Genomic DNA, 25,607 nt, shown 5'->3' with positions numbered 1-25,607 from the left:
CGGCTGGTAGAATGCCCGGCTGTTTGAAGGAACATGAACATGGCGCAATCTTCGAGCCCCGCCAGTGGGGCGCCCGGCGACCTTGCCCTGGGTACACTGGCTATCCACGGTGGGCAGTCTCCGGACCCCAGCACCGGCGCGGTGATGCCCCCTATCTACGCTACGTCCACGTATGCACAGAGCAGCCCGGGCGTACATCAGGGCTTCGAGTATTCCCGTACGCACAATCCCACGCGCTTTGCCTACGAACGCTGCGTGGCGGCGCTGGAGGGCGGCAGCCGCGGCTTTGCGTTCGCGTCCGGCATGGCGGCCACCTCGACGATCCTGGAACTGCTGGACAGCGGCAGCCACGTCGTGGCGATGGACGACCTGTACGGCGGCAGCTACCGCCTTTTCGAGCGCGTGCGCCGACGTACCGCGGGGCTGGATTTCAGCTTCGTCGACATGACCGACCTGGCGGCGTTCGAGTCCTCGATCCGACCGGAAACGCGAATGGTGTGGGTGGAAACCCCCACCAACCCCATGCTGAAGATCGTCGACATCGCCGCCATCTGCGGGATCGCGCACAAGCGCGGCCTGCGCGTGGTCGTCGACAACACTTTCGCCTCGCCGATCCTGCAGCGGCCGCTGCAGCTCGGCGCGGACATCGTGATGCACTCCGCCACCAAGTACCTCAACGGCCACTCCGACATGGTCGGTGGCATGGTCGTGGTGGGAGATGATGCCGAACTGGCCGAACAGATGGCCTTCCTGCAGAACTCCATCGGTGCGGTGCAAGGCCCGTTCGACAGCTTCCTCGCCCTACGTGGCCTGAAGACCCTGCACCTGCGCATGAAAGCGCATTGCGAGAACGCCCTGGCACTGGCGCAGTGGCTCGAGACGCATCCCGCGATCGAGAAGGTCATCTATCCCGGGCTCGCCTCGCATCCGCAGCATGCGCTTGCCACCCGGCAGATGCAGGGTTATGGCGGGATCATTTCTGTCGTGCTGAAAGGTGGCTTTGAGGTTGCCCGGAAGTTCTGCGAGAACACCAAGCTGTTCACGCTCGCCGAGTCGCTGGGGGGCGTGGAAAGCCTCGTGAATCATCCTGCGGTGATGACGCATGCGTCGGTGCCGGTGGAGCGGCGGGAGAAGCTGGGGATCAGCGATGGGCTAGTGCGGTTGAGTGTGGGGGTGGAGGCCGTAGGAGACCTATGCGCTGATCTGGATGCGGCATTGAAATAGGCGAGTCTCGCGTACCTGACATCCTCTCGCTTTTCTTTAAATGGCTCATCTAAATGACGAATTGGTCCCCCATCTCGCTAATCCGCAGCCTCGGCAAGCACGCTTCCCTCATCCGGCAGATGACCTGGCGGGAGGTAGTCGGCCGTTACCGGGGATCATGGCTTGGACTTGCTTGGTCTTTCTTCAATCCCTTGCTGATGTTGGGCGTGTATACCTTCGTATTCTCTGTGGTGTTCCAAGCCCGCTGGGGTACCGGCGCCGAGGAAAGCAAAGCGGATTTCGCGATCATCCTGTTCGTGGGACTTATCGTCCACGCCATGTTCGCCGAACTGATCAATCGTTCACCGACATTGGTGACGTCGAATCCAAGTTACGTTAAGAAAGTGGTGTTCCCGCTTGAGATCCTGCCATGGATGGCTGCTGGGTCAGCGCTTTTCCATGCGGCAATCAGTACCATAGTGCTGATTGCGATGCAGCTTGTGCTCAATCATCACCTGCCGTGGACTGCTGCGCTCTTCCCTTTGGTCCTGTTTCCGCTGGTGCCCATCTCCATCGGGTTCTCCTACATGCTGGCTGCGTTGGGCGTGTTCGTGAGGGACATCAGCCAGATCACGGTCATGTTCACCACCGTGCTGTTCTTCATATCACCCATCATCTACCCGGCTTCGGGTGTCCCGGTAGAGTTCCGTGGCTGGTTGAAGTTCAGCCCTCTCACATTCTTCGTTGAGGAAGGGCGCAACACGCTGCTGTTCGGTCAATTGCCCGACCCTACGAATCTCGCTTTAGCATACGCCGCGGCTGCAATTGTGGTGTGGATCGGTTATGCCTTCTTCCAGAAGGCTCGTAGGGGGTTCGCGGATGTCCTCTGACCATTGCGCCGATGCCCTAGGCGTCGTAGTGAGCGTATCGGCCCTGTCCAAGATCTATCCAATCTACGAGAGGCCGCAGGACAGGTTGCTGCAGTCGATCATGCCCAGGCTGCAGCGGGTCGTAGGCGCGGACGTGAAAAGCTACCACCGCACATTCAAGGCGTTGGATCAAGTGTCTTTCGAGGTGCGTCGAGGCCAAGCGCTGGGTATCATCGGTCGCAACGGATCTGGAAAATCCACGCTGTTGCAGATGATCTGCGGGACGCTGCAGCCTACGTCAGGTAGCGTCCAGCTGCACGGTCGTGTAGCAGCGCTCCTCGAACTGGGTGCCGGCTTCAATCCCGAATTCACCGGGCGCGAGAACATCCACATGAGTGCGTCGGTACTGGGAATGACATCGGCGGAGGTCGCGGCAGTCTACGACGACATCGTTGAATTCTCGGGCATTGATCCTGTTTTCATCGAGCAGCCGGTGAAGATCTATTCGAGCGGCATGTACGTTCGGCTCGCTTTCGCCGTGATCGCCCACGTCAATGCGGACGTACTCATCATCGATGAAGCGCTGGCAGTGGGGGACGCGGTCTTCGTACAGAAGTGCATGCGCTTCCTGCGTGCGTTCCGCGAGAGGGGGACGCTTCTGTTCGTCAGCCACGACACTGGTTCCGTGATTAATTTCTGCGATTCCGCGATCTGGCTAGATCGCGGGGAAATGCGGATGCATGGCGATGCGGAAAGCGTTTCAAATGCTTACTTGGAATACTGCGCTCAGCAGTCTTATGGTGAAGCAGTGAAGATACGCAGCATCAAGCGATCCAGCGAGGCTGGCAATGGCACGGCTAAGGCGCTGCCCGCAGACCACGACGTGAAATTCGCCCTGTTCGACAATATCGCCAACTCGGATGGCTGGACGTCTGATCGCGCCGAGATACTCTCTTCCGTGGTGACTGGCAAAGATGGGGCCGTATTGAATGTCGCCGCGGGTGGCGAGCGCGTGCGCTTGACCATAACGGCGCGCGCCAACGGAGCCATCGTCAGCCCGATCATAGGATTCTTCGTCAAGGATCGGCTCGGCCAGTCGCTGTTCGGCGACAACACCTTCTCGCACATGCAGGAGCCGTTGACGGTGTCGGAAGGCCAGATCCTCGAGGCCGAGTTCGTGTTCCAACTGCCTATGCTCCCGGATGGCGATTATTCCATGACGGTAGCGATAGCCGAGGGCGACCCTTGGGTGAACATCCAACATCACTGGGTGCACGACGCGGTAATGATAAAAGTGGCGTCGACCAAGCTCCGTTACGGTCTCGTGGGAATTCCTTTCGAAGCCGTGACGATGAAAGTGGTCTAGTAGCCGGAATCGCTTCTGCTGTCTTGAAAGATGGCCAAACCCACAAAGAGGACTTGCTGGTGCATCTCAGTTCCTACCAACACATGACCAGTCTGGTGCAACGGCATCTGGACCCGGATCAACCGCTCAAGGTCATCGATATCGGTTCGTATGATGTGAACGGCTCGTACCGCACGCTGTTTGGTAGTCCGCGCTGGTCGTACGTCGGCATCGATCTTTCCGCGGGACCAGGCGTGGACATTGTGCTGACAAGTCCTTACACCTTCCCGCTGCCGAGTGCATCCGTCGATCTGGTCGTCTCGGGTCAGGCATTCGAGCATGTCGAGTACTTCTGGGAAACGTGGCTGGAAATGCTCAGGGTTCTACGCCCGGGGGGGAAGGTGTTCCTAATAGCGCCATCGCGCGGCCCGGAGCATCGATATCCCCAGGATTGCTGGCGCTTCTACCCGGATGGCTATCGGGCGTTGGCCCGCTATGGCAACTGCAACCTCCTCGAGGTATCCACGGATTGGCAGCCACACGAGGACCCGGGCAGCAGCCACTGGGGCGATACGGTGGGCGTCTTCATTAAGAAGAGTGACGAGGACCTTCGGCAGCGGATCGCGCTTTGGTTGCTCCGTTATGCCAGCCGCTTGAACGGGCGGGTTGCGAAATGAGCCGCCTGCTCAGGCGAGGGATGCTGATCGAGCCCTTGCTAATCCCACCAAGTGCGTGGACGGGACATGTCCCGTTCGCTGGCTGGATCGTGGAGACCGTGGCCCCGAAAGTACTGGTGGAGCTCGGCACGCATCGGGGTACGTCTTACCTGGCCTTCTGCCAAGCAGTGCAGGAGCATGGCCTGTCTTGCGCGTGCTACGCCGTTGATACATGGAAGGGCGACGAGCACAGCCTGAACTACGGCGAAGATGTTTTTGAAGGCCTTCGCGAGTACCACGACAAGATGTATGCGGGGTTCTCGCACATGCTTCGTTGTACGTTCGACGAAGCGCTGCCGTACTTCGGCGATGGCGGCGTCGATCTACTGCATATCGATGGGCTCCACACCTACGAGGCGGTCAAGCACGATTTCGAGAGCTGGCTGCCGAAGATGTCGACGCGCGGCGTCGTGCTGTTCCACGACATCATGGAGCGCGAGCGTGGTTTTGGCGTCTGGCGGCTGTGGGAGGAGGTTTCCGCGAGGTATCCCTCGTTCTACTTTCGCGCGGAGCACGGCCTTGGCGTGTTGCTGGTCGGCGAGGATCAGCCGGAGGAACTCCTCCAGCTGAACGAGGGCGGCGATGACGCGCGCGTCTTCGAAGGCATCCTGACAGCGCTGGGCGCGCGCATCAAGGTGCGCCAGGACGTGGAATGGTGGCGCAACGAGGTGGCTGGCCTGGGTTCGATCGTTGCTTCTTTGCGAGGTGAGCTGGACTATGAATCATCGCTTCGCACGTCCGAGACCGATGGTCTCCGCGATCAGCTCAGGGAGCTGCAGGCGCAGCTTACCGAGGCGCGCGATACCCTGCTACTGCGCGAGACGGAAATCACTTCGCTCGCGGCGCGCCTGAGCATCAGTGACTCCGAGAAGGAGCGCGCAGACGCACGGTTGGGGGAGCAGGTGATGGTGCTAGCCTCTTCGGTGGAGGAGCTGCGCGACATCAAGCAACGGATCACGCATCACATGGAGGTATTGACCTCGCTAGAGGTGGCAGCGCACCAAGTCCAAGAGGCCGAGTCCCAAGTCGTAGCGCTGAGGCAGGAACTCTTGCTCGCCCGCGAAGCAGCTTCGGAGCAGGCGCGCCTCGCCGGGGCGGAAGTTGACGGTCTTCGTCAGGAGATTGCGGCGTTGCAGGAAGGGCGAGCTCAGCTGGCCCACGAGTCGTCCGAGGAGGTGGCACGCCTGCGGGACGCCTTGGCGGCGGAGAGTGCGCGCGCTGCGATGGCGTCGGAAGGCGATGCGCGCGCGCAAGCGAAACTTTGCGATGCGTTGCGTGCAATGCAGGATCAGGCCAGCGGCATGGGCAAAGTCAAAGCCGCGCTCGAAGAGCGAGATCAGCTGGTCGTGGAGTTGATGCTGCAGACGAGGCGGCAGGCTGCGGAGCTGGATTCACTTGCATACAGGCTCTCGCGAAAAGTCGTTAGCTTGGCGCGGCGGGTGGCGCCACGCGGGACAAGGAGGGAGGATCTCGTCCGCAGGATGCTAGGCCGTACCCCGACATCAGTGGAGATGCAGATCGCGGGCCACGCCCGTACCGACCACCCTCAGCTCGCTTCCCATATCGCGGCGTCGGAACCCGACAAGGAAGAAATCGCCTTGCAGGTCGCCAGGAGCGCCGACTTCGTGCGGAAACCGGTCATCAGCGTCATCACTCCGATCTACAAGGTGCCACGGGACGTCCTTGATGAAACCTTGCGGAGCATAGAAGATCAAAGTTATCCGCACTGGCAGGCATGCCTGGTATGGTCGGACGACGCCGATGATGACGGATGGGAATGGCTGCAGGCGCGGACCACGGACTCCAGATTCTCAGTGAGACGCGTCGAGAATGGAGGTATCTCGCGCAATTCAAATGCCGCCTTGGAGATGGCCGATGGCGAGTTCATCGCGCTGTTGGACCACGACGATACGATTGCGCCGTGGGCGTTCTTCAAGCTCGTAGAAATGCTCCAGGAGCAACCAGAGCTCGACTTCATCTATTCTGACAAGGACTCGATATCGGCTGACGGCGGCGTTCGCATGAACGCGCTGTTCAAGCCGGCCTGGAGTCCGGAGATGCTCAATTCGGTCAATTACCTCACACACCTCAATTTCATTCGCACGTCCGTACTCCGCGAGATCGGTGGATGGGACCCGGAGACGGACGGGGCGCAGGACTGGGATATCTTCTTCCGCATCACAGAGCGCACCGAGAAGATCGCGCGGCTCAGCTCCATCCTGTATCACTGGCGCATCCTTCCGACGTCCACGGCGACCGGTCTGCAAGCCAAGCCCTACGCCGCCCTGGGTCAGCTGAGGTCGCAAGAAGGTCACTTCCGTCGACTCGGGCTTCCGGCAAGCGTGCAGCCAACGCCGGAGGGGCTCTTCCGGGTCTCGTGGCCAGCTGAGGCCAAGGGATTGGACGTCGTGGTCGTCCAGACCGGCGATGCCACCCAGTTGATGCATGTGCTCGATGGGCTTCGCGCGGGCGACCAGTCGCTACTTCGCCGGATCACCGTGTTCACTCCCACGCCGGATGATGCGCAGCTTTCGCCTTTCGTCCCTGTCTGGGGAGATGTCATCCGTTTCGTGCAGCACAGCTCTCCGAACTGGCGCGACGCTCTGGCTTCCGTGCTTGACGAGGATGGTGTGGTGGCGCCCTCGCTGTTGCTGCTTGACGGCACTTTGCGTTACCTATCGCAGGACCTCCTGACGGAGATGGCGGGTTGGGTCACGCATCACCCCGACGTTGCTTGGGTAAGCGCGCTGGCGATGGACACCCAGGAAAGGGTGGTCGAGTGCGGGAGGGTGGTGGGGAGCGGATCCTCGGCCCCGTTGTTCAAGGGTGTCGGGATCAACTCGTATGGATGGTTCGGTGGTGCGCAGTGGTACCGCAACATTAGTGCGGCATCGCCTTATGCGCTGGCGTTCAAGAGGGCACTGTTGGTGGAAGCCCGTGCGTCGCTGCATGCCGCCGATTTCGGAATCGAGCAGCTCTGTGCAATCACACGCAGCGGCGGCGCACGTGGACTCGTGAACCCGTTCGCCCGGGTTTACTTCGAAGGGGACCCCGAGCCGGTCTGGCGTAATGATGGCTACTTGTACGCGGATGACCCATACTTCAATCCGAGCTTCACCAAAGTAAATCCTCTGGGCCTTTGAAATGAAAGAGAAACTTCCGGCAAGCGTGCGCCGGCTAGGCGGACGCGTCTTGCGAAAGGCGGGTTTACTTCCAGGGAAGGCGCCGACCTGGGCGGGATACACGAGCGATGCCATGCAGTTGGCGCAGATAATCAATTGCACCCCTAGCCAGTTACTCGCCAGGCAGCAGTATCCCGAGCGGGTCGCCGAGGACCCGGCGAAAAGGATGTGTAATTGGTACCTGCCAGAGTTTGACAGTCCGTTCTACGGCGGCGTCATGACGATTCTGCGGCTGGCAGCGTTCCTGCGCCGGGATGGCATGTCCCATCGCTTCCTCATCTGCGGATCAACGAATGCGGAAGACATGCGGCTAAAGATCGCGTCTGCCTTCCCCGTCCTGGGCGATTCGGAGGTGCTGGTGCTGGACAGCGCGCATGCGCTGCAGAACATTCCGGCGTCCGATTACTCCGTGGCCACGTTGTGGACTACCGCCTATGTGGTGCTCGGCGTCGAGAACACGGGGCTCAAGTTCTACATGATCCAAGACTTCGAGCCGGCGTTCTACCCCGCTGGTAGCACCTATGCGCAGACCGAGCTGACCTACCGGTTCGGCTTCTACGGCATCTGCAATACCATCACGCTCAAGGAGACGTATGAGCGCGAGTATGGTGGGCGCGGCGTGGTGCTGGAGCCGAGCATCGACAAGAACGTGTTCCACCGACGGGGACGCACCGCTGCCCTGGAGCGCAAGAGGATCTTCTACTACGCCCGCCCCGGCACGCCGCGCAACGGATTCGAGCTGGCGGCGGCCGCGCTCAAGCAGGTCAAGGCAAGGTTCGGCGATGGCGTCGACATCGTGTGTGCCGGCACGGGCTGGTCTCCGGCGGATTTCGGCCTTGAGGGCGTCGTGCGAGTCGTCGGCATGCTGCCCTACGCCGAGACCGGTGACCTCTACCGGAGCTGCACCGCTGGCTTCGTCATGATGATGACCAAGCATCCGTCCTACCTGCCATTCGAGTTGATGGCGTGCGGCACGACCGTCGTGACCAACTACAACCCGGCCAACAGCTGGCTGCTGCGGGACGGCGAGAACTGCCTCCTTGCCCCGCCGTCGGCTTCCTGCATCGCGAGCACGCTGATTTACGCGCTCGAGCACGATGACGAGTTGCAACCGATGCGAGACAGGGCCTCCGCGGGCTTGGAGGAGGGGTTGTCGGACTGGGACCAGAGCATGCGTCGGGTCGCCGATTTTGTTTATGCTCCGCCGGACGAGATCGTCCACCAGCCTGCCTTCGGACGGGCTTTCCTGGCTCTTAACCGCCAGACACCTTAACCAGGAGAAAATCCATGCAGGTCCATCGCACCGTCGTAATGGCATCCTTGATCTTGTTCGTCGCTGCGTGCGCCGAGCCAGCGACGCCGCCGGCATCCGAGCCGGTCGTCGAGCCCGCCCCGGAAGCGTCCGCACAACCCGTCCCCGCACCCGTGGAAGCCGCCGCGCCGACGGCAGCACAGAAGTACGAAGGCAAGATCATCAAAAGGCCGGCGGCCCAGGGTGGCAAGGAAGACGGTTGGTACGTGGTCAAGGATGGTGAACGTCGCTGGATTCGCGACAGTTCGTGGCTCAGCCAGAACGGGTTCAAGCCGGAAGACGTGATCCAGGTCACCGTCGAGGAGTTCGACTCGATCGCAGAGAATCCTCTTCCGGCGGACGTGGTCGTCGCGCCTCCCGCACAGTAATCGGACCACCCTATGGCCAGCCTTCCAGGCATCCTGCTTCGCTCGGACTCCGCTGAGTTTGGCGATCGCGTTTTCTACGTCGAGTATGGAAGGCGTCATTGGGTCAGGGACGCTTCCTGGCTTGCCAAGAACGGTTTTCGTTGGCCGGACGACGTTCTGATGGTGCCGGAGTCGGTGCTGAAGAGCTATGCCAATGGTAGCGCCGCTCCACTGAGAAGCGGTGCTGATCTCGACTGGCTGGGTGAGGCGGCGGACAGTACCGACGTGAGGGAAGTACTCGCTTCCGAATTGCGTGGGACCGGGATCGAGTTCGGCTCTGGCGCGTCGCCGTTCCCGATTCCGTTGGAGTGCCACACACTCTACGCTGACGCCTATTCGTACGCGACGTTGCGCGATAACCTCTATCCTGGCCAGACACTGACCCAGATCGTTCGGCCCGATTTCGTCACTAATCTACAGACGCTTGACGGTATAGCCGACGAATCCCTGGACTTCGTGGTGGCCTGCCATGTCATCGAGCACACGGTCAGCCCGATTACCGCCTTGCAATCCTGCTACCGTGCATTGCGTCCGGGAGGGCAGCTGTTGCTGGTTGTACCGGACATGCAGAAGACATTCGACAGCGGGCGTGAGAAGACGCCGCTCTCGCATCTGATAGAGGATCACCAGCATCCAGATGCGGCTCGCGATCTGGGTCACTTCATCGAGTTCTTCTCCAAGGCACTCCCCGTTCCCGAGGGCAGGCCGCTGCGGGAATTCGCGGAAGAAAAACAGCGTGCCCACGCGGACATCCACTATCACTGCTGGGATTACGAGTCGTTCGGCCAGATGGTGGCTTGGATCACGGAGAATGTAGCGCCGTGGAGCTCGGTCTGGTCGCACCCAACGCTTCCCGGGGACGGGAACATCGAGTTCTATTTCCGTCTCACTAAGTAACGGTCCTTGTGTACGGCGCCGGGGTCCTGACGACGCCCGGCGCTGCATCCTTCATCAGTCCAGGGTGGCCTCCAGCTCAGGCAACAAGGTGAACAGATCCCCCACCAACCCGAAATCCGCAATCTCGAAGATCGGCGCTTCGCCGTCCTTGTTGATCGCCACGATGGTGCCGGCGTCCTTGATGCCGGTCAGGTGCTGGATGGCGCCGGAGATGCCGACAGCCACGTACAGCTCGGGGGCGATGATCTTGCCGGTCTGGCCGACCTGCAGTTCGTTCGGCACGTAGCCGGCATCGACCGCGGCACGCGAGGCGCCGACGGCGGCGCCCAGCTTGTCGGCCAGGGCGTAGATCACCTTGAAGTTCTCGGCCGAGCCCACGCCGCGACCACCGGAGACGACGCGCTTGGCGCTCTGCAGGTCGGGGCGGTCGGACTTGCCGGCGGCGAGGCCGACATAACGCGTATGCGTCGGCAGGACCGCATCCGCCCTGGCGGCTTCGACCGTTGCGCTTCCACCCTTGGCGGCTTCCGGCCACGAGGCCGTACGCACGGTGGCGACGACGGTCTGGTCGGCCGGGGTCTCGACGGTGATGATCGCATTGCCAGCGTAGATCGGGCGCTTGAAGGTGTGCGGGCCTTCCACGGCCATCAGGTCGGAGACCTGGTTGACGCCGAGGAGGGCGGCGACGCAGGGCAGCACGTCCTTGCCGAACGTGGTCGATGGGGCGAACACGTGCGTGTAGCCTGCGGCGAGCTTCGCGATCTGCGGGGCCAGTACCTGTGCGATGGCATTCGCGTTGGCGGCGTTGGCGACGGCCAGCACCTTGGCGACGCCGGCGATCTGCGCGGCTTCGGCGGCGACGGCCGTGGGGTCGGCGGCCAACACGATCACGTCGATGGCATCGGCCTTCACGGCGGCGGCGGCGCTGACGGTCTTGGCGGTGGAAGCGTTGAGCTTGCCGTCCAGGTGTTCGGCGATGACGAGAACCTTGGCCATTACAGCAACCCCTTCTGCTTGAGTGCGGCGACCAGTTCGGCCGCGTCCTTCACCATGACGCCCTTGCTGCGCTTGGCCGGCGGGGCGTAGTGGGTGGTCTTGTGGGTGTCGGCGGATTCGACGCCGAGGTCGGCCAGCTGCAGCGTTTCCAGCGGCTTGCTCTTCGCCTTCATGATGTCGGGCAACTTGATGAAGCGCGGCTCGTTGAGGCGCAGGTCAGTGGTGACCACTGCCGGCAGGTCGACGTCCAGCGTTTCCAGGCCTGCGTCGACTTCACGCACCACCGTGGCCTTGCCGTCGGCGATGTCGAGCTTGCCGGCGAAGGTCGCCTGCGGGCGACCCCACAGCGTGGCCAGCATCTGGCCGGTCTGGTTGGCGTCGTCGTCGATGGCCTGCTTGCCGAGGATGACAAGATCCGGCGATTCCTTCTCGACCAGCTTCAGCAGCGTGCGGGCGGCGGTCAGCGGCTGGATGGCCTGGTCGGTGACCACGTGGACGGCGCGGTTGGCGCCCATGGCCAGACCGTTGCGCAGGTGGGCCTGGGCGTCGGCGGGGGCGATGGTGGCGACCACGACCTCGGTGGCGATGCCCTTGTCGCGCAGGCGCAGGGCCTCTTCCAGCGCGATCTCGTCGAAGGGATTGGGGGACAGCTTGACGCCGTCAGTGACCACGCCGGAGCCGTCCGGCTTGACCTGGATGCGGACGTTGTAGTCCACCACGCGCTTGTAGGCGACGAGAATCTTCATCCTGCGGGAATTCCTGTATGCGACGGTGAGGCCCGGCCGCGGCGGCTGGCCGAGGGCAGATTTGGGATTTTAGCCGTCAGGCGGGGGCCATGCGAGCCCGTACGGTGCCGTCCGCCAGCTGTTCCGCCAGAACACCGGCAAAACGTGCCGCGCTGCCGGGCGCCTGGGCAAAGAACAGCGAGGGTTCGGTCAGTTCCAGCTCAAGCAGGCGGGGCTGGCCTTCGGCGTCGATCAGCAGGTCGACGCGCGCATAAGACAGCGGTGTGTCCAGTTGGCGCAGGCGCGCCGTGGCGGCGAGTACGCGTTCGGCCAGTGCTTCCTCGGCCTGGGTGACCTTGCCTGGCAGGATGTCGCCCAACGCCATCGGCGTCTGGCGCGCGCCTTCGCCGGCTGCCAACTGGGCGCCCTTGCGGGCCGCGTGACTGAAACGCCCGCCGAAGTAGAGCAGCGCGGTTTCACCCTGCTCATCCACCGAGGCGATGTAGGGCTGCAACATCACGCTCCGCTCCTGGTCGAGCAGGCGCGCGACATGGTTGCCGGCCGCGAACTGCTGGTCGCGCGCGTAGCGATGGGTATCCCGGGCGCCAGCACTGACGGCCGGTTTGACGACGAACTCCGGGCAGTCGAATGCCTCCAGGAAGGCTGAGAGCGCTTCCATGGGTTCGGCATCGGGTTCGACGAAGTGGGTGGGGACGGTCGGGATGCCGACGGTCGCCAGGTCCGCGAGGTAATGCTTGTCGGTGTTCCAGCGCACGACATTCAACGGATTCATCAGGTGCGTGACCCGGTCCACGTGCTCGCACCAGGCCAGGAACCCGGGCAGTCGCTCGGTATAGTCCCAGGGCGAACGCAGCAGGACCGCGTCGAAGCGCGCCCAGTTCACGGTAGGGTCGTCCCAGGCCACGGCGCGCGGGTGGAAACCTGCATCGGCGCAGGCTTCGAGCAGCGGGACGAGATCATCGTCGTGGCCGGTCGCGGCGACAGCGGTGACAAGCGCTAGGGTCTTCATGCGGGCAAGTGTACGCGCACGTCCGGTGCCGGATTCCCATTGACCGAAAGTACCTGTGTGGCCCTTGGGGGCGTGGGTAGAATGCAGGCTTCCTCAACGAATGGATCACGCCATGGCGGGTAACCCGGCCTCCGGAGGCAAGCAGAAGCTATATCCCAGTGCCGCGGCCGCACTGCAGGGCGTGGTGGCCGATGGCCAGACGCTGGCGGTCGGCGGCTTCGGCCTGTGCGGCATCCCCGAGGCGCTGATCGGCGCGCTGCGGGACAGCGGCGCGAAGGGGTTGACGGCGATCTCCAACAACGCGGGCGTGGACGGCTTCGGCCTGGGCCTGCTGCTGGAAACCCGGCAGATCAAGAAGATGATTTCGTCCTACGTGGGCGAAAACAAGGAATTCGAGCGCCAATTCCTTTCGGGCGAACTGGAACTGGAATTCAACCCGCAGGGCACGCTGGCCGAGCGCCTGCGCGCAGGCGGCGCAGGAATCCCGGCGTTCTTCACCCGCACCGGTTACGGCACGGTTGTTGCCGAAGGCAAGGAAACCCGCCAGTTCGGCGAGCACTGGTACGTGATGGAAACCGCGCTGGCCGCCGACGTATCGCTGGTCAAGGCATGGAAGGCCGACAAGGCCGGCAACCTGGTCTTCCGCAAGACAGCGCGCAACTTCAACCCGGCTTGCGCCATGGCCGGCAAGGTCTGCATCGCCGAGGTCGAGGAAGTGGTGGAAATCGGCACCATCGATCCCGACCACGTGCACCTGCCCGGCATCTACGTGGACCGCATCGTCCACAACCCGTCCCCCGAGAAGCGCATCGAGCAGCGCACCGTCCGCCAAGGAGACAAGTGATGCCCTGGACCCGCGATGAAATGGCGCAGCGCGCCGCCCGCGAACTGACCGACGGCGCCTACGTGAACCTGGGCATCGGCCTGCCGACCCTGGTCGCGAACCATATTCCGGCCGGCATGGACGTGTGGCTGCAGTCCGAGAACGGCCTGCTGGGCATCGGTCCGTTCCCGACCGAGGACGAGGTCGACGCCGACCTGATCAACGCCGGCAAGCAGACCGTCACGGCCCGCGCCGGTGCCAGCTACTTCGGCAGCCACGATTCTTTCGCCATGATCCGCGGCGGCCACATCGACCTGGCCGTACTGGGCGCCATGCAGGTCACCGACAAGGGCGACCTGGCCAACTGGATGGTCCCGGGCAAGATGGTCAAGGGCATGGGCGGCGCCATGGATCTGGTGGCCGGCGTCAAGCGCATCGTGGTGCTGATGGAGCACGTGGCCAAGGACGGGAGCCACAAGATCCTGCCCCAGTGCGACCTGCCGCTGACGGGGCTGGGGGTTGTTGACAGGATCATCACGGACCTGGCCGTTTTCGATGTCACCCCCGACGGACTGGCGCTGATGGAGATGGCAGATGGCGTAACCGAAGCGGAGCTCGCCGCGAAAACCGGCGTGCCTTTCCGGTCCGGCCACTGAAGCACGCCATGCCGTGATGCAGGTCCGGTTGCAATGCGCGATGGTGCACGTCTGACTTCCAGCTGTACGCTTTCTGGCCGATAACGCGGAGAGGCGAACCTGTTGGCTATTTGTGGCCCGGCGGCTGGGCTATAGTGTTAGCTCAGGGGCTCTATCCGTTTTTTTTCAGAGGCGTACGTATGAAACTCCGGGTCGGCGCTTGCGCCTTGATGTTGGTTTTGGCCGGGTGCAGTGGGGAAAGCCCTGAATCGGGCGTGGCAGGGATGCGTGGTGTCGCCGCAAGCAAGGCGACTGGCAGCCTGCCGACGTCGCTCCCCCTGGCTCGAGCGATCGGGGCGTCCATCGCCAACGCGCCTGACCGCGGTTCGCTGTTGTCCTACCCCAATAAAGCGGCGCCAACCAAGCAGGAAGGTGCCTACACCTGGTACCCGACCGCGATCAGTGAAGCGCACGCCTTCAAGGGCATCGCTGCCGGCGAAATGACCGTGCCCTCGCCGGATGGCAGCCAGGTCAAGCTGCGCTATGAGCGCCACGTTGAAGAGATCGACGGCAATTGGACGTGGATCGGCCGAGTGGTTGGCGGCGATCCAATGCAGGAAGCCATCATCACGTTCGGTGAGAAGGCCGTGTTCGGCTCGATTCCACAAGCCAATGGCAAGCCGGCCCTGAGCCTGCAGACCCGCAATGGCAAGGTGTTCGCGGTGCAGACCGATCCGTCGAAGGTTGTGTCCGCAACCAAGGGTCATGTCGACATCATGGTGCCTGAGGCAGCTTCGCTGCGCTCGTCCATGGCGGCGGCCGTCGGCCAGTCGGCGCAGGTCAGCCAGAGCGCCACCGTAGTGGCGCAGGCAGCGCCGCCTACGGCAGCCAATACGATCGACGTCGCGGTCGGCTACACCCCTGAGTTTGCGACGGCCAACGGCGGAGCTTCCGGTGCCGCGACGCGTCTGGTGTTCCTGGTTCAGGTAGGCAACCAGGCCTTCGCCAACAGCGACGTCAATGGCTACCTGCGAATCGTGAACGCCTTGCAGGTCAACTACACCGATACCAACACCAATCAGACAGCGCTGCGGGAATTGACCGGTAGCACGGGCAACTCACCCGTCACCATACCGGCCAGCTTGGCGCCCCTGCGGACGGCGCGTGACCAATACGGTGCCGACATCGCGATTCTGGTGCGCAAGTTCAACACGCCGGAAAACGAAGGTTGCGGCATCGCGTGGTTGAACGGTGCAGACCAGAGGGACATCACGTCGGCGGACGCGGCTTGGGGCTATGCCGTGATCAGCGATGGTTACGACACCGGCACCGATGGCAAGACGTACTACTGCGCCGACGAGACGTTGGTGCACGAAGCCGCGCATCTGATGGGTTCGGCACATGATCGTGCCAACTCCACAGCCCCGGGGCCCAATGGCACCACGGTTCTTCAGTATGGTCGTTATCCATACTCCTTTGGCTATAAGACGTCCGCCGCCGCCGGTAACTTCTACACGGTGATGGCTTATGGCGACACCGGGCAGATTGCACACCGCATCTTCTCTACGCCGCTCAAGACCACCTGCGGTGGTTCAGGCAACTTGGCCTGCGGCGTGGCGAACAGTGAGGACAATGCACGAAGCTTGAACCAGACGATTCCTATCGTGGCGCAGTTTAGGTCAACGATTGTCCCGTTTGAAGGTGCAGTTGAGCTTTACGCGATATCCAAATTGGGTGCTTCTGGCAGGACTGAGATGTTCGAGTTCGGTCAGGCCAGTACCTACCAGACAATTGAGAAGGCGATATCGACCAATTTGGGACAGACGGGCTCCGATAATTCCTGGAAATTCTTGCTTGGCGACTACAATCGGGATGGTAGGTTGGATCTTTACGCCATCTCGAAAAATGGAGCCTCGGGAAGAACTGAGGTGCATGTGCTGAGTGGAGCTACCAACTTCAGCACGTTCCTTGCAAACGTCGCTACACCGCTAGGCCAGACTGGCTCTGACCGCTCCTGGGACTTTCAGCTCGGGGACTATAATCGGGACGGAGCCCTTGATCTCTATGCCATCAGCAAGCAGGGTGCTTCTGGTCGTACGGAAGTCCATGTACTCAATGGCGCTAGTTCCTTTCAGGGTTTTCTAGTGAATTCGACAACTCCGCTTGCTCGCACGGGGACTGGATACGAATGGAATTTCGAAGTTGCTGACTACAATGGGGACAATGCCCCAGACCTGTATGCGATTCATCGTGCCGGGGCTTCTGGTCGGGTTGAAGTCCACGTAATGAGCGGGGCCACGACCTTCCAATCGTTCCTACTGAATGCAGCGACGCCGTTGGCTCAGGTGCCGGCTACGAATGCGTATGAATTCGAGCTTGGAGATTATGATCGGGACGGGAAGGTCGATTTGTATTACATTCCGCTGCGTGGCGGCTCAGGCAGGGTTGAGGTTCATGTCTTGTCTGCAGCTAGCACGTTCCAGACCTTTGTGGCTAATGCAGCCACTTCCCTGACCATTTCGTCGACGCAGACGGTGTGGGACTTCGAGTTGGGCCCCGCCTACTGAGTCGGCTATCCGCCAGTAAGTTATTGCGAAGGTCGCCAATGGCGACCTTCGTATTTGTACCGGTTCGGCCTCATGCTCAGTGGATTTGGTCATCAAACGTGGGGAGAGTTGGCGGGGGGATGTCCGTTGCTCCTGATGACCTCGGTGGTTGTCGCCATCCGGTAGCCCGAGTCTTCAATGCAGGCGGCAAATAGGCGCTCAATCGCATGCGCGACAGTCCCATCGATTTGTCCTCGCTCTTGCTCGAAGTCAGAAGTGCGCAGGCCGCATTCGATCAATGGTGCCAATGCCTTCAGTCGCACCCAAAACATGCTACCAGCCGCGAACCACTTGCTGTCACTCGGTTTTAGTGCCGTCAGCCAAGAGATGTGCTGCATATTTGAGGCGTTGGCTCCCAAATGACGCTTAACATCGAAGTGGTGCGCGTGTGGGCTCACTAGCCCCAGTGTGCGGTCTCTAGACAGTGCGGACAGGATCGCGTCTCCGTGCCCTTTTAATGCAAGTGCGTCAACCATCTTGCGCCGCCATTCATCACCAGTAGTGAGATGTATAGACTTTTTAGTGTGTAGTTTAAGCACCACTTCAACGCCCTGCCCTAGTAGGCGGTTTGCGGCTTGCAGGAATGGCTGAATATCTCGGCCCCGATTCTCGACTTTCATCAGCTGATACGGAAAGCCCGAAGCTCTTAGTCGCTCTTCGACTTGCTGGAATACCGGCTCTGCCGCAGTAACAAACAATGGCGGGGCAGAAGGCCAATCGCGGAGCTGCTCGAGAAGGTCGTCTAGTACGTCCAGGTACCAAGCATGGATGACAATTCTTGATTGGTTAGCGACGCTGCTGCTGCATAGTGCGCGACGAGTGGCGTCGAGATATGCATATCCTTGCGAAGCATCAGGTTCGAGTATCGCGCCTTCTGCCCACTCATTCCATGCGTTAATGAAAATAGGATTGTCCACTGACGACGAACGCACGTTCTCTACGGTGTCCGCCAACCACTTGCCATACCGGCTAGGCGATGCGCCGTGCAGGCACCTACCTCGCCCGGGTCGCCGAGCTTCATTGTCCCAGCTTGGGTTGACGCCTTGGTAGAGAGGGTAACTCGTCGCTGCCGCATGGCGGAAGTGTTCACGCGCCTCGCGCCAAGACACGATATCACCGGCATAGCCGGGGTTGGTCAGTATTGCAGAATCAGTCATGAGGCATGGATTGGACTGCAGAGGGGGGAACTGCACTGCTGCATCAAAACCCAAGTCCCGAGGATTTACCTTGTCGAAGGCTTGGACGTATATCAACTGTACTTCTCCCAGATCATGTGCGAGGCACCACGCACGCCAGCGTGCCGTGGTGGATATCGCGTCAGGAAACATCCCGGGTCGATAGATTAGTAGCGCAGGCCTCCCATCCACCCGCAGATATCGCGGATCCCGCATGTACTCCGCGACATGTTCAATGAACGCGATGTCATCCTCGGGCGAATGTTGCTGATCGATCAGGATCTCGTCGCCACGCCCATCCCACGTGCGGGTCCACTTCTCGTTGGCCCAGCACAGGCAGAACTTCAGATCGATGGTCTTGTCGTTCAGCCAGTTGCGAAGCGGCGTTTCCAGCAGGGTCTTGCCGCCGAACCAGTAGAAGTAGAAGCAGAACGCGCTGATGCCGTATTCGCGGGCAAGGCGTGCCTGCTCGTGCATGACCTCGACGTTGCGCAAGTCGTAGAAGCCGAGGTCACCGGGCAGTCTGGGCTGGTAGTGACCTTCGAATTGCGGAAGAGCGCGAGTGACGTTGCGCCACTCGGTGAAACCCTTGCCCCACCATTCGTCGTTCTCGGGGATGGTGTGGAATTGCGGGAGGTAGAAGGCGACGAGCGTAGCGGGTAGCGGATCCGGCAGTTCGCCTTTCTCGTAGGGCACGTAGCCGATGGCGCGTTCATCGGAACGCACATAGGGCCGTCGTGGCAGGTCGCCTGTCGGAGCTTGGCCTTTCGGTCCTTCAGGCACCCAATGACCTCTCGTGTCCAGGAAGCGTTGGCGCAGGCGGTCGCGCGTGCCTTGCGGCATGGGCGTCAGGCGGAAGGCGGTCCGCAGCGCGTAGAACAGCGTGGTGCGAAGGCGTCGGGACAGGGGGTTCGACACGGTGTTCCTACAGATTCTGGTAATTCGGCCCCGAGCCGCCTTCCGGCGTCACCCAGTCGATGATCTGGTAGGGGTCCTTGATGTCGCAGGTCTTGCAGTGCACGCAGTTGGCAGCGTTGATCTGCAGGCGCTTGCCGGTGCCGTCGTCGACGATCTCGTACACGCCTGCCGGGCAGAAGCGTGTGCAGGGGTTGTCGTATTCGGCGGCGCAGCGGGTGACGCAGACAGAGGTGTCGTGCACGCGCAGGTGCACGGGCTGGTCCTCGTCGTGTTCGGTGGCGGCGTAGTAGACGCCCTGCAGGCGGTCGCGCGGGGCGAGCGTACGGTCCACGTAGTCGCGGCTGGGTTCTTCGTACTCGCCGATCTTGTCGAGCGAGGACCAGTCAGGCGTGACTTTCAGTGTCCACGGCGAACGACCACCGACGGCGGTTTCCCACGCGGCGTTGGCCATGCCGAACCACAGGCCTTTCTTGAAGCCGGGCTTGATGTTGCGGACGGACTTCAATTCGGTCACTGCATCGGATGCGCGCAGTTTCGCGTCGAAACCCTCGGGCGCCAGCTGCGACGACACCAGGTGCTCGGCTGCCAGCATGCCGCTGCGGATCGCCTGGTGCGTGCCCTTGATCTTGGGCACGTTGAGCAGGCCGGCGGTGTCGCCGATCAGCAGGGCGCCGGGCATCTCCACCTTCGGCAGCGACTGCCAGCCGCCAGTCACGATGGCGCGCGCGCCGGCGGAAAGAATGCTGCCGCCTTCAAGGATCGGCTTGATCAGCGGGTGGTTCTTCCACTGCTGGAAGGCCTCCCATGGTTTGTACTCGGGGTCCTTGTAGTCCAGGCCGCTGACGTAGCCGAGCGCGATCTGGTTGTTCTCCAGGTGGTAGAGGAAGCTGCCCCCGTAGATGTCGTTGCTGGCCGGCCAGCCGAGCGTGTGCACGATCTTGCCCGGGGTGACGCGGCCTTCGGGCACCTGCCACAGTTCCTTGATGCCGATCGAGTACGCCTGCGGGTCGCTATCCTGGTCCAACGTGAAGCGCTTCACCAGTCGCTTGGTCAAGTGGCCGCGCGCGCCTTCGGCCAGCACGGTGACCTTGGCGCGGATGTCGATGCCCTGTGTGTAACCGGATTTGTGCGTGCCGTCCTTCGCGATGCCCATGTCGCCGATGCGCACGCCGACGACCTTGCCGTCGTCGTCATGCAACGTTTCGGCGGCAGCGAAGCCCGGATAGATCTCGACGCCCAGCGCTTCGGCCTGCGGCGCCAGCCAGGCGCACATGGCGCCGAGCGATACGATGAAGTTGCCGTGGTTGCGCATCCCGGGCGGCACGATCGGGAACTTGCGGCCACCGTCCTTGCTGAAGTACCAGAACTCATCGTCCGTGGCCGGCACACAGACCGGCGGCGGATTGTCGCGCCAGCCCGGGAGCAGCGCGTCCAGCGGCGCCGGTTCGATCACGGCGCCCGACAGGATGTGCGCGCCGATGGTGCTGGCCTTCTCGATCACGCAGACCGAGGCATCCGGGTTGAGCTGCTTCAGCCGGATGGCGAACGCGAGACCCGCAGGGCCCGCGCCGACCGTCACGACGTCGTACTCCATCACATCGCGTTCGACATCGGACATCGGGTTCAGCTCCAGCGTGGCATTAGGCTGCCGGTATTTTCGGGGTTTGCACCGGGCGGGGCAAATCCGCCAGCATCCTCCCCATGACCATACCGCTGCCGCTGCCTGCGAATGGAATCGATGTGGCCCTGCCTGGCGCGTCGCTGACACTCCTGCCTGACTGGCTAGAGCGCGAGCGGGCTGACCGGCTCTTCGACGAGTTGCGCGACACCTTGCCCTGGAGCGTGCACCGCCTCCGGATGTTCGGACGTACGGTCGACTCCCCACGGCTCAGCGCGTGGATCGGCGACCCGGCCGCGACCTACCGGTACTCGGGGACCGACTTCGCGCCGCATCCCTGGACGGAGGCATTGTCGGCGCTGCGGGAGCGTCTCGAGAGAGAGCTCGAGATGCCCTTCAACAGCGTGCTGGCGAATCTGTACCGCACCGGGCGCGATGCGATGGGGTGGCACAGCGACGACGAGCCGGAGCTTGGACCGCAGCCGGCCATCGCATCGGTCAGCCTGGGCGGCGTGCGCCGCTTTGCGTTGAAGCATCGTCAGGATGCGACATTGCACCGCACGTTCGAACTGCCTCACGGGAGCCTGCTGGTGATGGCGGGCGATACACAGCATCTGTACCGGCATGCACTCCCGCGCACGGCGCGCGAGGTGGCGCCGCGCATCAACCTGACGTTCCGCTGGATCGAACCCGCGCGTCGCCGCTGATGCCGGCTCTGCGCGCTGCGTGGATCAGCGGGCAGCCTTGGGATCGCCGTTGCCGGACACGAGCACCCAGCCGACGATGTCGGCGGTCGCCGCTTCCAGCGCCTGCTCAAAGGCTGTCGCCACCTGGGCGACGTCGATCCCGCCCGCAGGACGCTGCTGCAGGAAGGTGCGCGACGCGACGACACGCTGGTCGCGGTTGTTGACCAGCTTGGCGTTCACTTCGACGACGGCCTCCGGCTGTGCGCTACCCGCGTAATCGGCCTCGAAACGGCGCAGGTCCATGACCAGCCGGTAGTCGCCCAGGATGCCGGCGTCGGCACTGGCGACGGCGGGAATCCGGCCCGAATCCTCCAGCGTGCGCTGCACCGCATCCTGCAACATGTCGGTCGCCGGCAGTGCCCATGACACACCGCGATAGACCTGCAGTTCGCCGGGCATCGGCCGCACGCTGATGCGCGGGCTGTCGATCACGCGTGCAGCCGTGGGCTTGGCGATGACGAGCGACCACGCAACGTTGGGCCAGTCCGCCCGCGCGGGCACGCGGACATCGGGCGCGTAGATGGTCACGGGGTCCCGCTGTTCGCTGCCCAGGATGGAGCAGCCAGCCAGCGCGAGCGCAAAGGGCAGGGCGAGGAGGAATCGCTGCGGCTTCATTTCGGGTCGAACTCCTTGGGTGCGTCGCGGCCGAGCAGGTAGCGTGCGGGGTTGCCTTCGAGGCGGTCGCTGACGCGGCGCAGGTCGCGCACCAGGCCGCGCAGTTCGGTCAGCGTGGGGCCGAGCTGGCCCAGGCCATCGTTGGCGAAGCTGTTGATCGCGGCGCGGTTCTCTCCCAGGATCGCATCGGCGTTGCCGGCGGCGGAATCCAGTTTCGCGAGCGTTCTTTCCAGCTTGTCGAGGATCCCCGGCAATTCGCGCACCAGGTTCTTGTCCAGGCGTTCGATGGTGCCGTTGGTGGTGGTGAGGGTCTTGTCCAGGTTCTGGGCGGCATCGCGGGCGCTGACGATCAGCGACTCCAGGCCATCTTCGCGGCTGGCCAGCGAATTGCTCATCGACTCCAGGTTCTCCAGCGTGGCCGTGATGCTGGCGACATTCTTGTCGCTGAGCGCCTGGTCGAGGCGTTCGACGATGCGGTTGGCGGTGTCGGTGATGTTCTGCAGCGCGGATGGCGCGGTCTGGATCACCGGCGCCTCGCGCGTGTCGACGCTGGTCAGCGAGGGGGCCTGCGGCGTGCCGCCGCTGAGCTGGATGATGGTGGGGCCGGTGAGGCTGGTGATGGCCAGTTTCGCGCGAGTGTCGGTCTTGACCGGTGTGTAGGACTCCACCCGGATGCGCGCGATCACCTGGCGCGGGTCGTTGGGCGCCAGCGAGAGCTTGGTGATCGAGCCCACCGCGATGCCGTTGTACTGCACCGGGCTGCCCACGGTCAGGCCGGTCACCGCCTCGCGGAAGACCACCTGGTACTCCTGCCAGGTCCGTTCGGAGGAGTACTTCGCCGCCCACAGGCCGAACAGCAGCAGTGCGCTGGCGATGATGAGGGTGAAGGCCCCGATGAGGACGTAGTTGGCGCGTGTTTCCATGGATCAGACCGCCGTTTGCGTGTTGAGGGCCCCGGGGGCCTGCTGTCCGTCGCGCGCGGCGCGCGCGCGGGGACCGTGGAAGTACTCCTGCACCCAGGGATGATCGAAGCGCTCCACTTCGTGCAGGGGCGCTATCGTGATGACCCGCTGGTCCGCCAGTACCGCGACGCGGTCGCAGATGGCGTACAGCGTGTCGAGGTCGTGGGTGATCAGGAAGACCGTCAAGCCCAGGGCTTCCTGCAATGTCTTGATCAGGCGGTCGAACGCCGCCGCGCCGATCGGGTCCAGGCCGGCCGTGGGCTCGTCCAGGAACAGCAGCGGCGGGTCCAGCGCCAACGCACGCGCCAGGCCGGCACGCTTGCGCATGCCGCCCGACAGCTGCGATGGCAGCTTGTTGATGGCGTCGGCGGGCAGGCCTGCCAGCTTCACCTTCAGCAAGGCCAGTTCGTAGCGCCAGCTGTCAGGCAGCTCCGGGTGGTGTTCCTTCAGCGGCACCTGCACGTTCTCACCCACCGTCAGCGAGGAGAACAACGCGCCATCCTGGAACAGCACGCCGGTGTTGCGTTCGATGTGCTGGCGTTCGGCCTGGTCGCCCGAACGTGCGTTCACGCCCAACACGGAAATCTCGCCCTCGTTGGGCTCGCGCAGCCCGAGGATGGAACGCATCAGCACCGATTTGCCCGTGCCGGAGCCGCCGACCACGCCGAGGATCTCGCCGCGCCGGACGTCCAGGTCCAGGCCTTCGTGCACGGTCTGCTCGCCGAAGCGGTTGACCAGACCACGCACCTGGATGATGGGGGATTCATCGGCCATGTGTCGTCACCAGCCCATGTGCATGAACCACAACGCGGCCAGCGCGTCGATGATGATCACCAGCGAGATGGTCTGCACCACGCTGGACGTGGTGCGTTCGCCGACGGACTGGGCGGTTCCCTCCACCTGCAGCCCCTCCAGGCAGCCGATCAGGCCGATCACCAGAGCGAATATCGGCGCCTTCGACAGGCCCACCAGGAAATGCTTCACCTCGATGGTGTCGTGCATCCGCGCGATGTACATCTGCGGCGGGATGCCGAGGTCGAATGCGCCGACGGTGACACCGCCGGCCAGGCCCGCCATCATCGAAATGAAGGTCAGCAGCGGCAGCATCACCAGCAGCGCGATCAGGCGCGGGATCACCAGCAGGTCGATTGGATCCAGGCCCAGCGTGCGGATCGCATCGATTTCCTCGCGACTCTTCATCGCGCCGATCTGCGCGGTGAAAGCCGAGGCGGTGCGCCCGGCGAGCACGATGGCGGTCATCAGCACGGCGAATTCACGCAGGAACGCGATGCTGACCAGTTCCACCACGTAGATTTCCGCGCCGAAGTCGCGCAGCACGGTGGAGCCGAGAAACGCGATCACCGCGCCGACCATGTAAGACAACAGGATCACCAGCGGCACGGCATCCAGGCCTACGGCTTCCATGTGCGCCACGGTGGCGGTGGGACGGAAGCGGCGGGGCTCCTTCACCATGCGGACCAGCTTGACCAGGTTCTCGCCCGTGAAGCTCAGCAGTGCGACGATTTCCTGGCCGTTCTCGTGCACGCGGTAACCCAGGCGCGAGAGTGCGGCCAGCACACCGTAGTCGCGCTTGCGTGGCGGCCGGTCGTCGGCGACATCTTCAATGGTGCTGACCAGCGCGCGATGGTCGGCGCGGAACTCGATGTCCGACAGTTCCATCCCGCGGCGCTTGGCGAACCTCAGCAGTTGCAGCACGCCGGCCGAGTCGATCCGGCCGATGGCGGTGGCATCGAGCCGGTTGACCGCGTCCGGCAGCGTGCCCAGCTGCTCGGCCACCGTCAGCGCGCTGGCAAGCGTCCAGTCGCCCGCCAGCTTTGCGCGCCGGGGGTCGCCGGGATCGGATTCGTACTGCGGGCGGGCAAGGGCGGGGGTCATGGCGTCGCTCGGCCAAGGAGCATACAGGCTATCCCGCTGAACGTGAGCAGCACGCCTACAAACGCACGATGGCCCATGGGTTCGCGCAGCCACAGGGCGGCGAGCACCACAAGGAAGACCGAGGCGGACTCGTTGAGGATGGCCGCCACGGAGGCCGAGGTGAACTTGTAGCCGCCCAGCCACAGCACCATCGACAAGCCCTGGCCCACGAGCGCCGCCAGCACGAGCCGATGCCAGGCGACATCGCGCGGCACGAAGCGCATGCGCTGGCGCATGGAGGGCAGCGACGCAAGGAACAGCAGGCCCACCATCGCGCCGCACAGGCGCAGCAGCGTCACCCACAGCAAGGGTTGCGTCTCCAGCGTGCGCTTCACCATCACGATGGCGACCGCCATCAATGCGATCGCCAGCAGGCCCAACAGGATGCCGCGCAGCGTGTGCTGCGGACGGGCCGCCTGCCCGCGCGCGGGAATGCTGACCAGCAGCACGCCGCCGGCCACCAGGGCGAAGCCCAGCCATTGCATGCCGCCGAGGCGTTCGTCCAGGAACACGAAGCCCAGCAGCAGCACGAGCGGACTGTAAAGATTGCCGATGACGCCCATGCGCCCGGCGCCGAGTTCGTTGAGCGCGCGGAAATACAGCGTGTCCGCCAAGGCGATGCCGATCACGCCGCTGGCCAGCACGATGAGCATGTCGCGCACCGGCATCACGGGCCACGCACCGGCGTACAGCAGCAACGCCACCGGCGCCAGCACGCACAGCACCAGTCCGTTCTTGAGCAGGTTGAGGGTGAGCGGAGGCAGGTGCACGCCCAGTTGCCGCGCAAGGATCACGCCCACCGCCCACGCGGCGGCACTGCCGAGCGCCATCGCTTCGCCGATTCCCACCGTGCCCCCTGACCCCATCGCCGATGCGTAGTGTAAGCAGGCAT

At 63.2% G+C, this 25,607-nt stretch carries 22 protein-coding genes; 12 read left to right on the top strand and 10 right to left on the bottom strand.

The genetic code is table 11. The features are described from left to right. Positions 1 to 39: 39 nt before the first annotated feature. From WBN46_RS05420 to WBN46_RS05385, 8 genes are all read left to right on the top strand, one after another. Complete coding sequence (locus WBN46_RS05420; RefSeq protein ID WP_337730617.1) at positions 40 to 1,224, top strand: cystathionine gamma-synthase; 1,185 nt, start codon at positions 40 to 42, stop codon at positions 1,222 to 1,224. A 53-nt stretch (positions 1,225 to 1,277) separates the two neighbouring features. Then, the gene (locus WBN46_RS05415) at positions 1,278 to 2,093 is read left to right on the top strand and encodes an ABC transporter permease (RefSeq protein WP_337730616.1); all 816 of its coding nucleotides are present in this window, start codon (positions 1,278 to 1,280) and stop codon (positions 2,091 to 2,093) included. Further along, positions 2,083 to 3,438 carry an ABC transporter ATP-binding protein gene (locus WBN46_RS05410; RefSeq protein ID WP_337730615.1) on the top strand — a complete coding sequence of 452 codons (1,356 nt, stop codon included), beginning with the start codon at positions 2,083 to 2,085 and terminating at the stop codon, positions 3,436 to 3,438. The genes WBN46_RS05415 and WBN46_RS05410 overlap by 11 nt, the downstream gene beginning before the upstream one ends. 59 nt (positions 3,439 to 3,497) lie before the next feature. Further along, a complete protein-coding gene (locus tag WBN46_RS05405; RefSeq protein WP_337730888.1) occupies positions 3,498 to 4,094 on the top strand; it encodes a methyltransferase domain-containing protein in 597 nt (198 codons plus the stop codon). Beyond that, positions 4,091 to 7,276, top strand: coding sequence for a class I SAM-dependent methyltransferase (locus tag WBN46_RS05400; protein WP_337730614.1), 3,186 nt, complete (start codon positions 4,091 to 4,093; stop codon positions 7,274 to 7,276). Before WBN46_RS05405 ends, WBN46_RS05400 begins: the two co-directional genes overlap by 4 nt. A gap of 112 nt (positions 7,277 to 7,388) precedes the next feature. After that, a complete protein-coding gene (locus tag WBN46_RS05395; protein ID WP_337730613.1) occupies positions 7,389 to 8,588 on the top strand; it encodes a glycosyltransferase family 4 protein in 1,200 nt (399 codons plus the stop codon). A gap of 14 nt (positions 8,589 to 8,602) precedes the next feature. After that, positions 8,603 to 8,995 carry a hypothetical protein gene (locus WBN46_RS05390; protein ID WP_337730612.1) on the top strand — a complete coding sequence of 131 codons (393 nt, stop codon included), beginning with the start codon at positions 8,603 to 8,605 and terminating at the stop codon, positions 8,993 to 8,995. A 12-nt stretch (positions 8,996 to 9,007) separates the two neighbouring features. Beyond that, on the top strand, positions 9,008 to 9,931 hold the full coding sequence (locus tag WBN46_RS05385; protein ID WP_337730611.1) for a methyltransferase domain-containing protein: 924 nt from the start codon (positions 9,008 to 9,010) through the stop codon (positions 9,929 to 9,931). 54 nt (positions 9,932 to 9,985) lie between these two features. On the opposite strand, the gene WBN46_RS05380 is transcribed toward WBN46_RS05385, so the two are convergent. The 3 genes from WBN46_RS05380 to WBN46_RS05370 all read right to left on the bottom strand — a co-directional run bounded on the left by WBN46_RS05380 (position 9,986) and on the right by WBN46_RS05370 (position 12,682). Beyond that, positions 9,986 to 10,927, bottom strand: coding sequence for an electron transfer flavoprotein subunit alpha/FixB family protein (locus WBN46_RS05380; protein WP_337730610.1), 942 nt, complete (start codon positions 10,925 to 10,927; stop codon positions 9,986 to 9,988). Continuing rightward, entirely contained in the window at positions 10,927 to 11,673 is a 747-nt protein-coding gene (locus WBN46_RS05375) for an electron transfer flavoprotein subunit beta/FixA family protein (RefSeq protein WP_337730609.1), read from the bottom strand. The genes WBN46_RS05380 and WBN46_RS05375 overlap by 1 nt, the downstream gene beginning before the upstream one ends. Positions 11,674 to 11,749: 76 nt before the next feature. Then, positions 11,750 to 12,682, bottom strand: coding sequence for a hypothetical protein (locus tag WBN46_RS05370; RefSeq protein ID WP_337730608.1), 933 nt, complete (start codon positions 12,680 to 12,682; stop codon positions 11,750 to 11,752). A gap of 112 nt (positions 12,683 to 12,794) precedes the next feature. On the opposite strand from WBN46_RS05370, the gene WBN46_RS05365 reads away from it, so the two are divergent. From WBN46_RS05365 to WBN46_RS05355, 3 genes are all read left to right on the top strand, one after another. Further along, positions 12,795 to 13,526 (top strand): CoA transferase subunit A, encoded by a 732-nt coding sequence (locus tag WBN46_RS05365; RefSeq protein WP_337730607.1) that lies wholly within the window; start codon positions 12,795 to 12,797, stop codon positions 13,524 to 13,526. Beyond that, positions 13,526 to 14,161: a CoA transferase subunit B gene (locus WBN46_RS05360; RefSeq protein WP_337730606.1), complete on the top strand. Its 636-nt coding sequence runs from the start codon at positions 13,526 to 13,528 to the stop codon at positions 14,159 to 14,161. Before WBN46_RS05365 ends, WBN46_RS05360 begins: the two co-directional genes overlap by 1 nt. A gap of 179 nt (positions 14,162 to 14,340) precedes the next feature. Beyond that, positions 14,341 to 16,707, top strand: coding sequence for a reprolysin-like metallopeptidase (locus WBN46_RS05355; RefSeq protein WP_337730605.1), 2,367 nt, complete (start codon positions 14,341 to 14,343; stop codon positions 16,705 to 16,707). A 92-nt stretch (positions 16,708 to 16,799) separates the two neighbouring features. On the opposite strand, the gene WBN46_RS05350 is transcribed toward WBN46_RS05355, so the two are convergent. Both WBN46_RS05350 and WBN46_RS05345 read right to left on the bottom strand, forming a co-directional pair. Beyond that, positions 16,800 to 18,839: a glycoside hydrolase family 99-like domain-containing protein gene (locus tag WBN46_RS05350; protein ID WP_337730604.1), complete on the bottom strand. Its 2,040-nt coding sequence runs from the start codon at positions 18,837 to 18,839 to the stop codon at positions 16,800 to 16,802. A 7-nt stretch (positions 18,840 to 18,846) separates the two neighbouring features. After that, the gene (locus tag WBN46_RS05345; protein WP_337730603.1) at positions 18,847 to 20,457 is read right to left on the bottom strand and encodes an electron transfer flavoprotein-ubiquinone oxidoreductase; all 1,611 of its coding nucleotides are present in this window, start codon (positions 20,455 to 20,457) and stop codon (positions 18,847 to 18,849) included. A gap of 83 nt (positions 20,458 to 20,540) precedes the next feature. On the opposite strand from WBN46_RS05345, the gene WBN46_RS05340 reads away from it, so the two are divergent. Continuing rightward, the gene (locus tag WBN46_RS05340; RefSeq protein ID WP_337730602.1) at positions 20,541 to 21,164 is read left to right on the top strand and encodes an alpha-ketoglutarate-dependent dioxygenase AlkB; all 624 of its coding nucleotides are present in this window, start codon (positions 20,541 to 20,543) and stop codon (positions 21,162 to 21,164) included. Between the two features lie 24 nt (positions 21,165 to 21,188). Here WBN46_RS05340 and WBN46_RS05335 read toward each other — a convergent pair whose 3' ends face one another. The 5 genes from WBN46_RS05335 to WBN46_RS05315 are packed head-to-tail and all read right to left on the bottom strand — an operon-like array spanning position 21,189 to position 25,563. Continuing rightward, on the bottom strand, positions 21,189 to 21,818 hold the full coding sequence (locus WBN46_RS05335) for an ABC-type transport auxiliary lipoprotein family protein (RefSeq protein ID WP_337730601.1): 630 nt from the start codon (positions 21,816 to 21,818) through the stop codon (positions 21,189 to 21,191). Then, the gene (locus tag WBN46_RS05330) at positions 21,815 to 22,741 is read right to left on the bottom strand and encodes an MlaD family protein (protein ID WP_192200220.1); all 927 of its coding nucleotides are present in this window, start codon (positions 22,739 to 22,741) and stop codon (positions 21,815 to 21,817) included. Before WBN46_RS05330 ends, WBN46_RS05335 begins: the two co-directional genes overlap by 4 nt. Positions 22,742 to 22,744: 3 nt before the next feature. Continuing rightward, positions 22,745 to 23,554 (bottom strand): ABC transporter ATP-binding protein, encoded by an 810-nt coding sequence (locus WBN46_RS05325; RefSeq protein WP_337730600.1) that lies wholly within the window; start codon positions 23,552 to 23,554, stop codon positions 22,745 to 22,747. A gap of 6 nt (positions 23,555 to 23,560) precedes the next feature. After that, entirely contained in the window at positions 23,561 to 24,676 is a 1,116-nt protein-coding gene (locus WBN46_RS05320) for an ABC transporter permease (RefSeq protein ID WP_337730599.1), read from the bottom strand. Continuing rightward, on the bottom strand, positions 24,673 to 25,563 hold the full coding sequence (locus tag WBN46_RS05315) for a DMT family transporter (RefSeq protein ID WP_337730598.1): 891 nt from the start codon (positions 25,561 to 25,563) through the stop codon (positions 24,673 to 24,675). Before WBN46_RS05315 ends, WBN46_RS05320 begins: the two co-directional genes overlap by 4 nt. Positions 25,564 to 25,607: the final 44 nt, after the last annotated feature.

It is taken from the genome of Pseudoxanthomonas sp. CCNWLW251 (genome assembly GCF_037402255.1).
Classification (GTDB): Bacteria; Pseudomonadota; Gammaproteobacteria; order Xanthomonadales; family Xanthomonadaceae; genus Pseudoxanthomonas_A.
The sequence above is the reverse complement of the archived record's forward strand: the minus strand, read 5'-3'. Positions and strand labels throughout refer to the sequence as shown.

What these genes read in the sequence shown, in the direction of transcription:
- WBN46_RS05420 (WP_337730617.1), top strand. Translation starts at nt 40, where the DNA reads ATGGCGCAATCTTCGAGCCCCGCCAGTGGGGCGCCCGGCGACCTTGCC.
- WBN46_RS05415 (WP_337730616.1), top strand. Translation starts at nt 1,278, where the DNA reads ATGACGAATTGGTCCCCCATCTCGCTAATCCGCAGCCTCGGCAAGCAC.
- WBN46_RS05410 (WP_337730615.1), top strand. Translation starts at nt 2,083, where the DNA reads ATGTCCTCTGACCATTGCGCCGATGCCCTAGGCGTCGTAGTGAGCGTA.
- WBN46_RS05400 (WP_337730614.1), top strand. Translation starts at nt 4,091, where the DNA reads ATGAGCCGCCTGCTCAGGCGAGGGATGCTGATCGAGCCCTTGCTAATC.
- WBN46_RS05395 (WP_337730613.1), top strand. Translation starts at nt 7,389, where the DNA reads ATGCAGTTGGCGCAGATAATCAATTGCACCCCTAGCCAGTTACTCGCC.
- WBN46_RS05390 (WP_337730612.1), top strand. Translation starts at nt 8,603, where the DNA reads ATGCAGGTCCATCGCACCGTCGTAATGGCATCCTTGATCTTGTTCGTC.
- WBN46_RS05385 (WP_337730611.1), top strand. Translation starts at nt 9,008, where the DNA reads ATGGCCAGCCTTCCAGGCATCCTGCTTCGCTCGGACTCCGCTGAGTTT.
- WBN46_RS05380 (WP_337730610.1), bottom strand. Translation starts at nt 10,927, where the DNA reads ATGGCCAAGGTTCTCGTCATCGCCGAACACCTGGACGGCAAGCTCAAC.
- WBN46_RS05375 (WP_337730609.1), bottom strand. Translation starts at nt 11,673, where the DNA reads ATGAAGATTCTCGTCGCCTACAAGCGCGTGGTGGACTACAACGTCCGC.
- WBN46_RS05370 (WP_337730608.1), bottom strand. Translation starts at nt 12,682, where the DNA reads ATGAAGACCCTAGCGCTTGTCACCGCTGTCGCCGCGACCGGCCACGAC.
- WBN46_RS05365 (WP_337730607.1), top strand. Translation starts at nt 12,795, where the DNA reads ATGGCGGGTAACCCGGCCTCCGGAGGCAAGCAGAAGCTATATCCCAGT.
- WBN46_RS05360 (WP_337730606.1), top strand. Translation starts at nt 13,526, where the DNA reads ATGCCCTGGACCCGCGATGAAATGGCGCAGCGCGCCGCCCGCGAACTG.
- WBN46_RS05355 (WP_337730605.1), top strand. Translation starts at nt 14,341, where the DNA reads ATGAAACTCCGGGTCGGCGCTTGCGCCTTGATGTTGGTTTTGGCCGGG.
- WBN46_RS05345 (WP_337730603.1), bottom strand. Translation starts at nt 20,457, where the DNA reads ATGTCCGATGTCGAACGCGATGTGATGGAGTACGACGTCGTGACGGTC.
- WBN46_RS05340 (WP_337730602.1), top strand. Translation starts at nt 20,541, where the DNA reads ATGACCATACCGCTGCCGCTGCCTGCGAATGGAATCGATGTGGCCCTG.
- WBN46_RS05335 (WP_337730601.1), bottom strand. Translation starts at nt 21,818, where the DNA reads ATGAAGCCGCAGCGATTCCTCCTCGCCCTGCCCTTTGCGCTCGCGCTG.
- WBN46_RS05330 (WP_192200220.1), bottom strand. Translation starts at nt 22,741, where the DNA reads ATGGAAACACGCGCCAACTACGTCCTCATCGGGGCCTTCACCCTCATC.
- WBN46_RS05325 (WP_337730600.1), bottom strand. Translation starts at nt 23,554, where the DNA reads ATGGCCGATGAATCCCCCATCATCCAGGTGCGTGGTCTGGTCAACCGC.
- WBN46_RS05320 (WP_337730599.1), bottom strand. Translation starts at nt 24,676, where the DNA reads ATGACCCCCGCCCTTGCCCGCCCGCAGTACGAATCCGATCCCGGCGAC.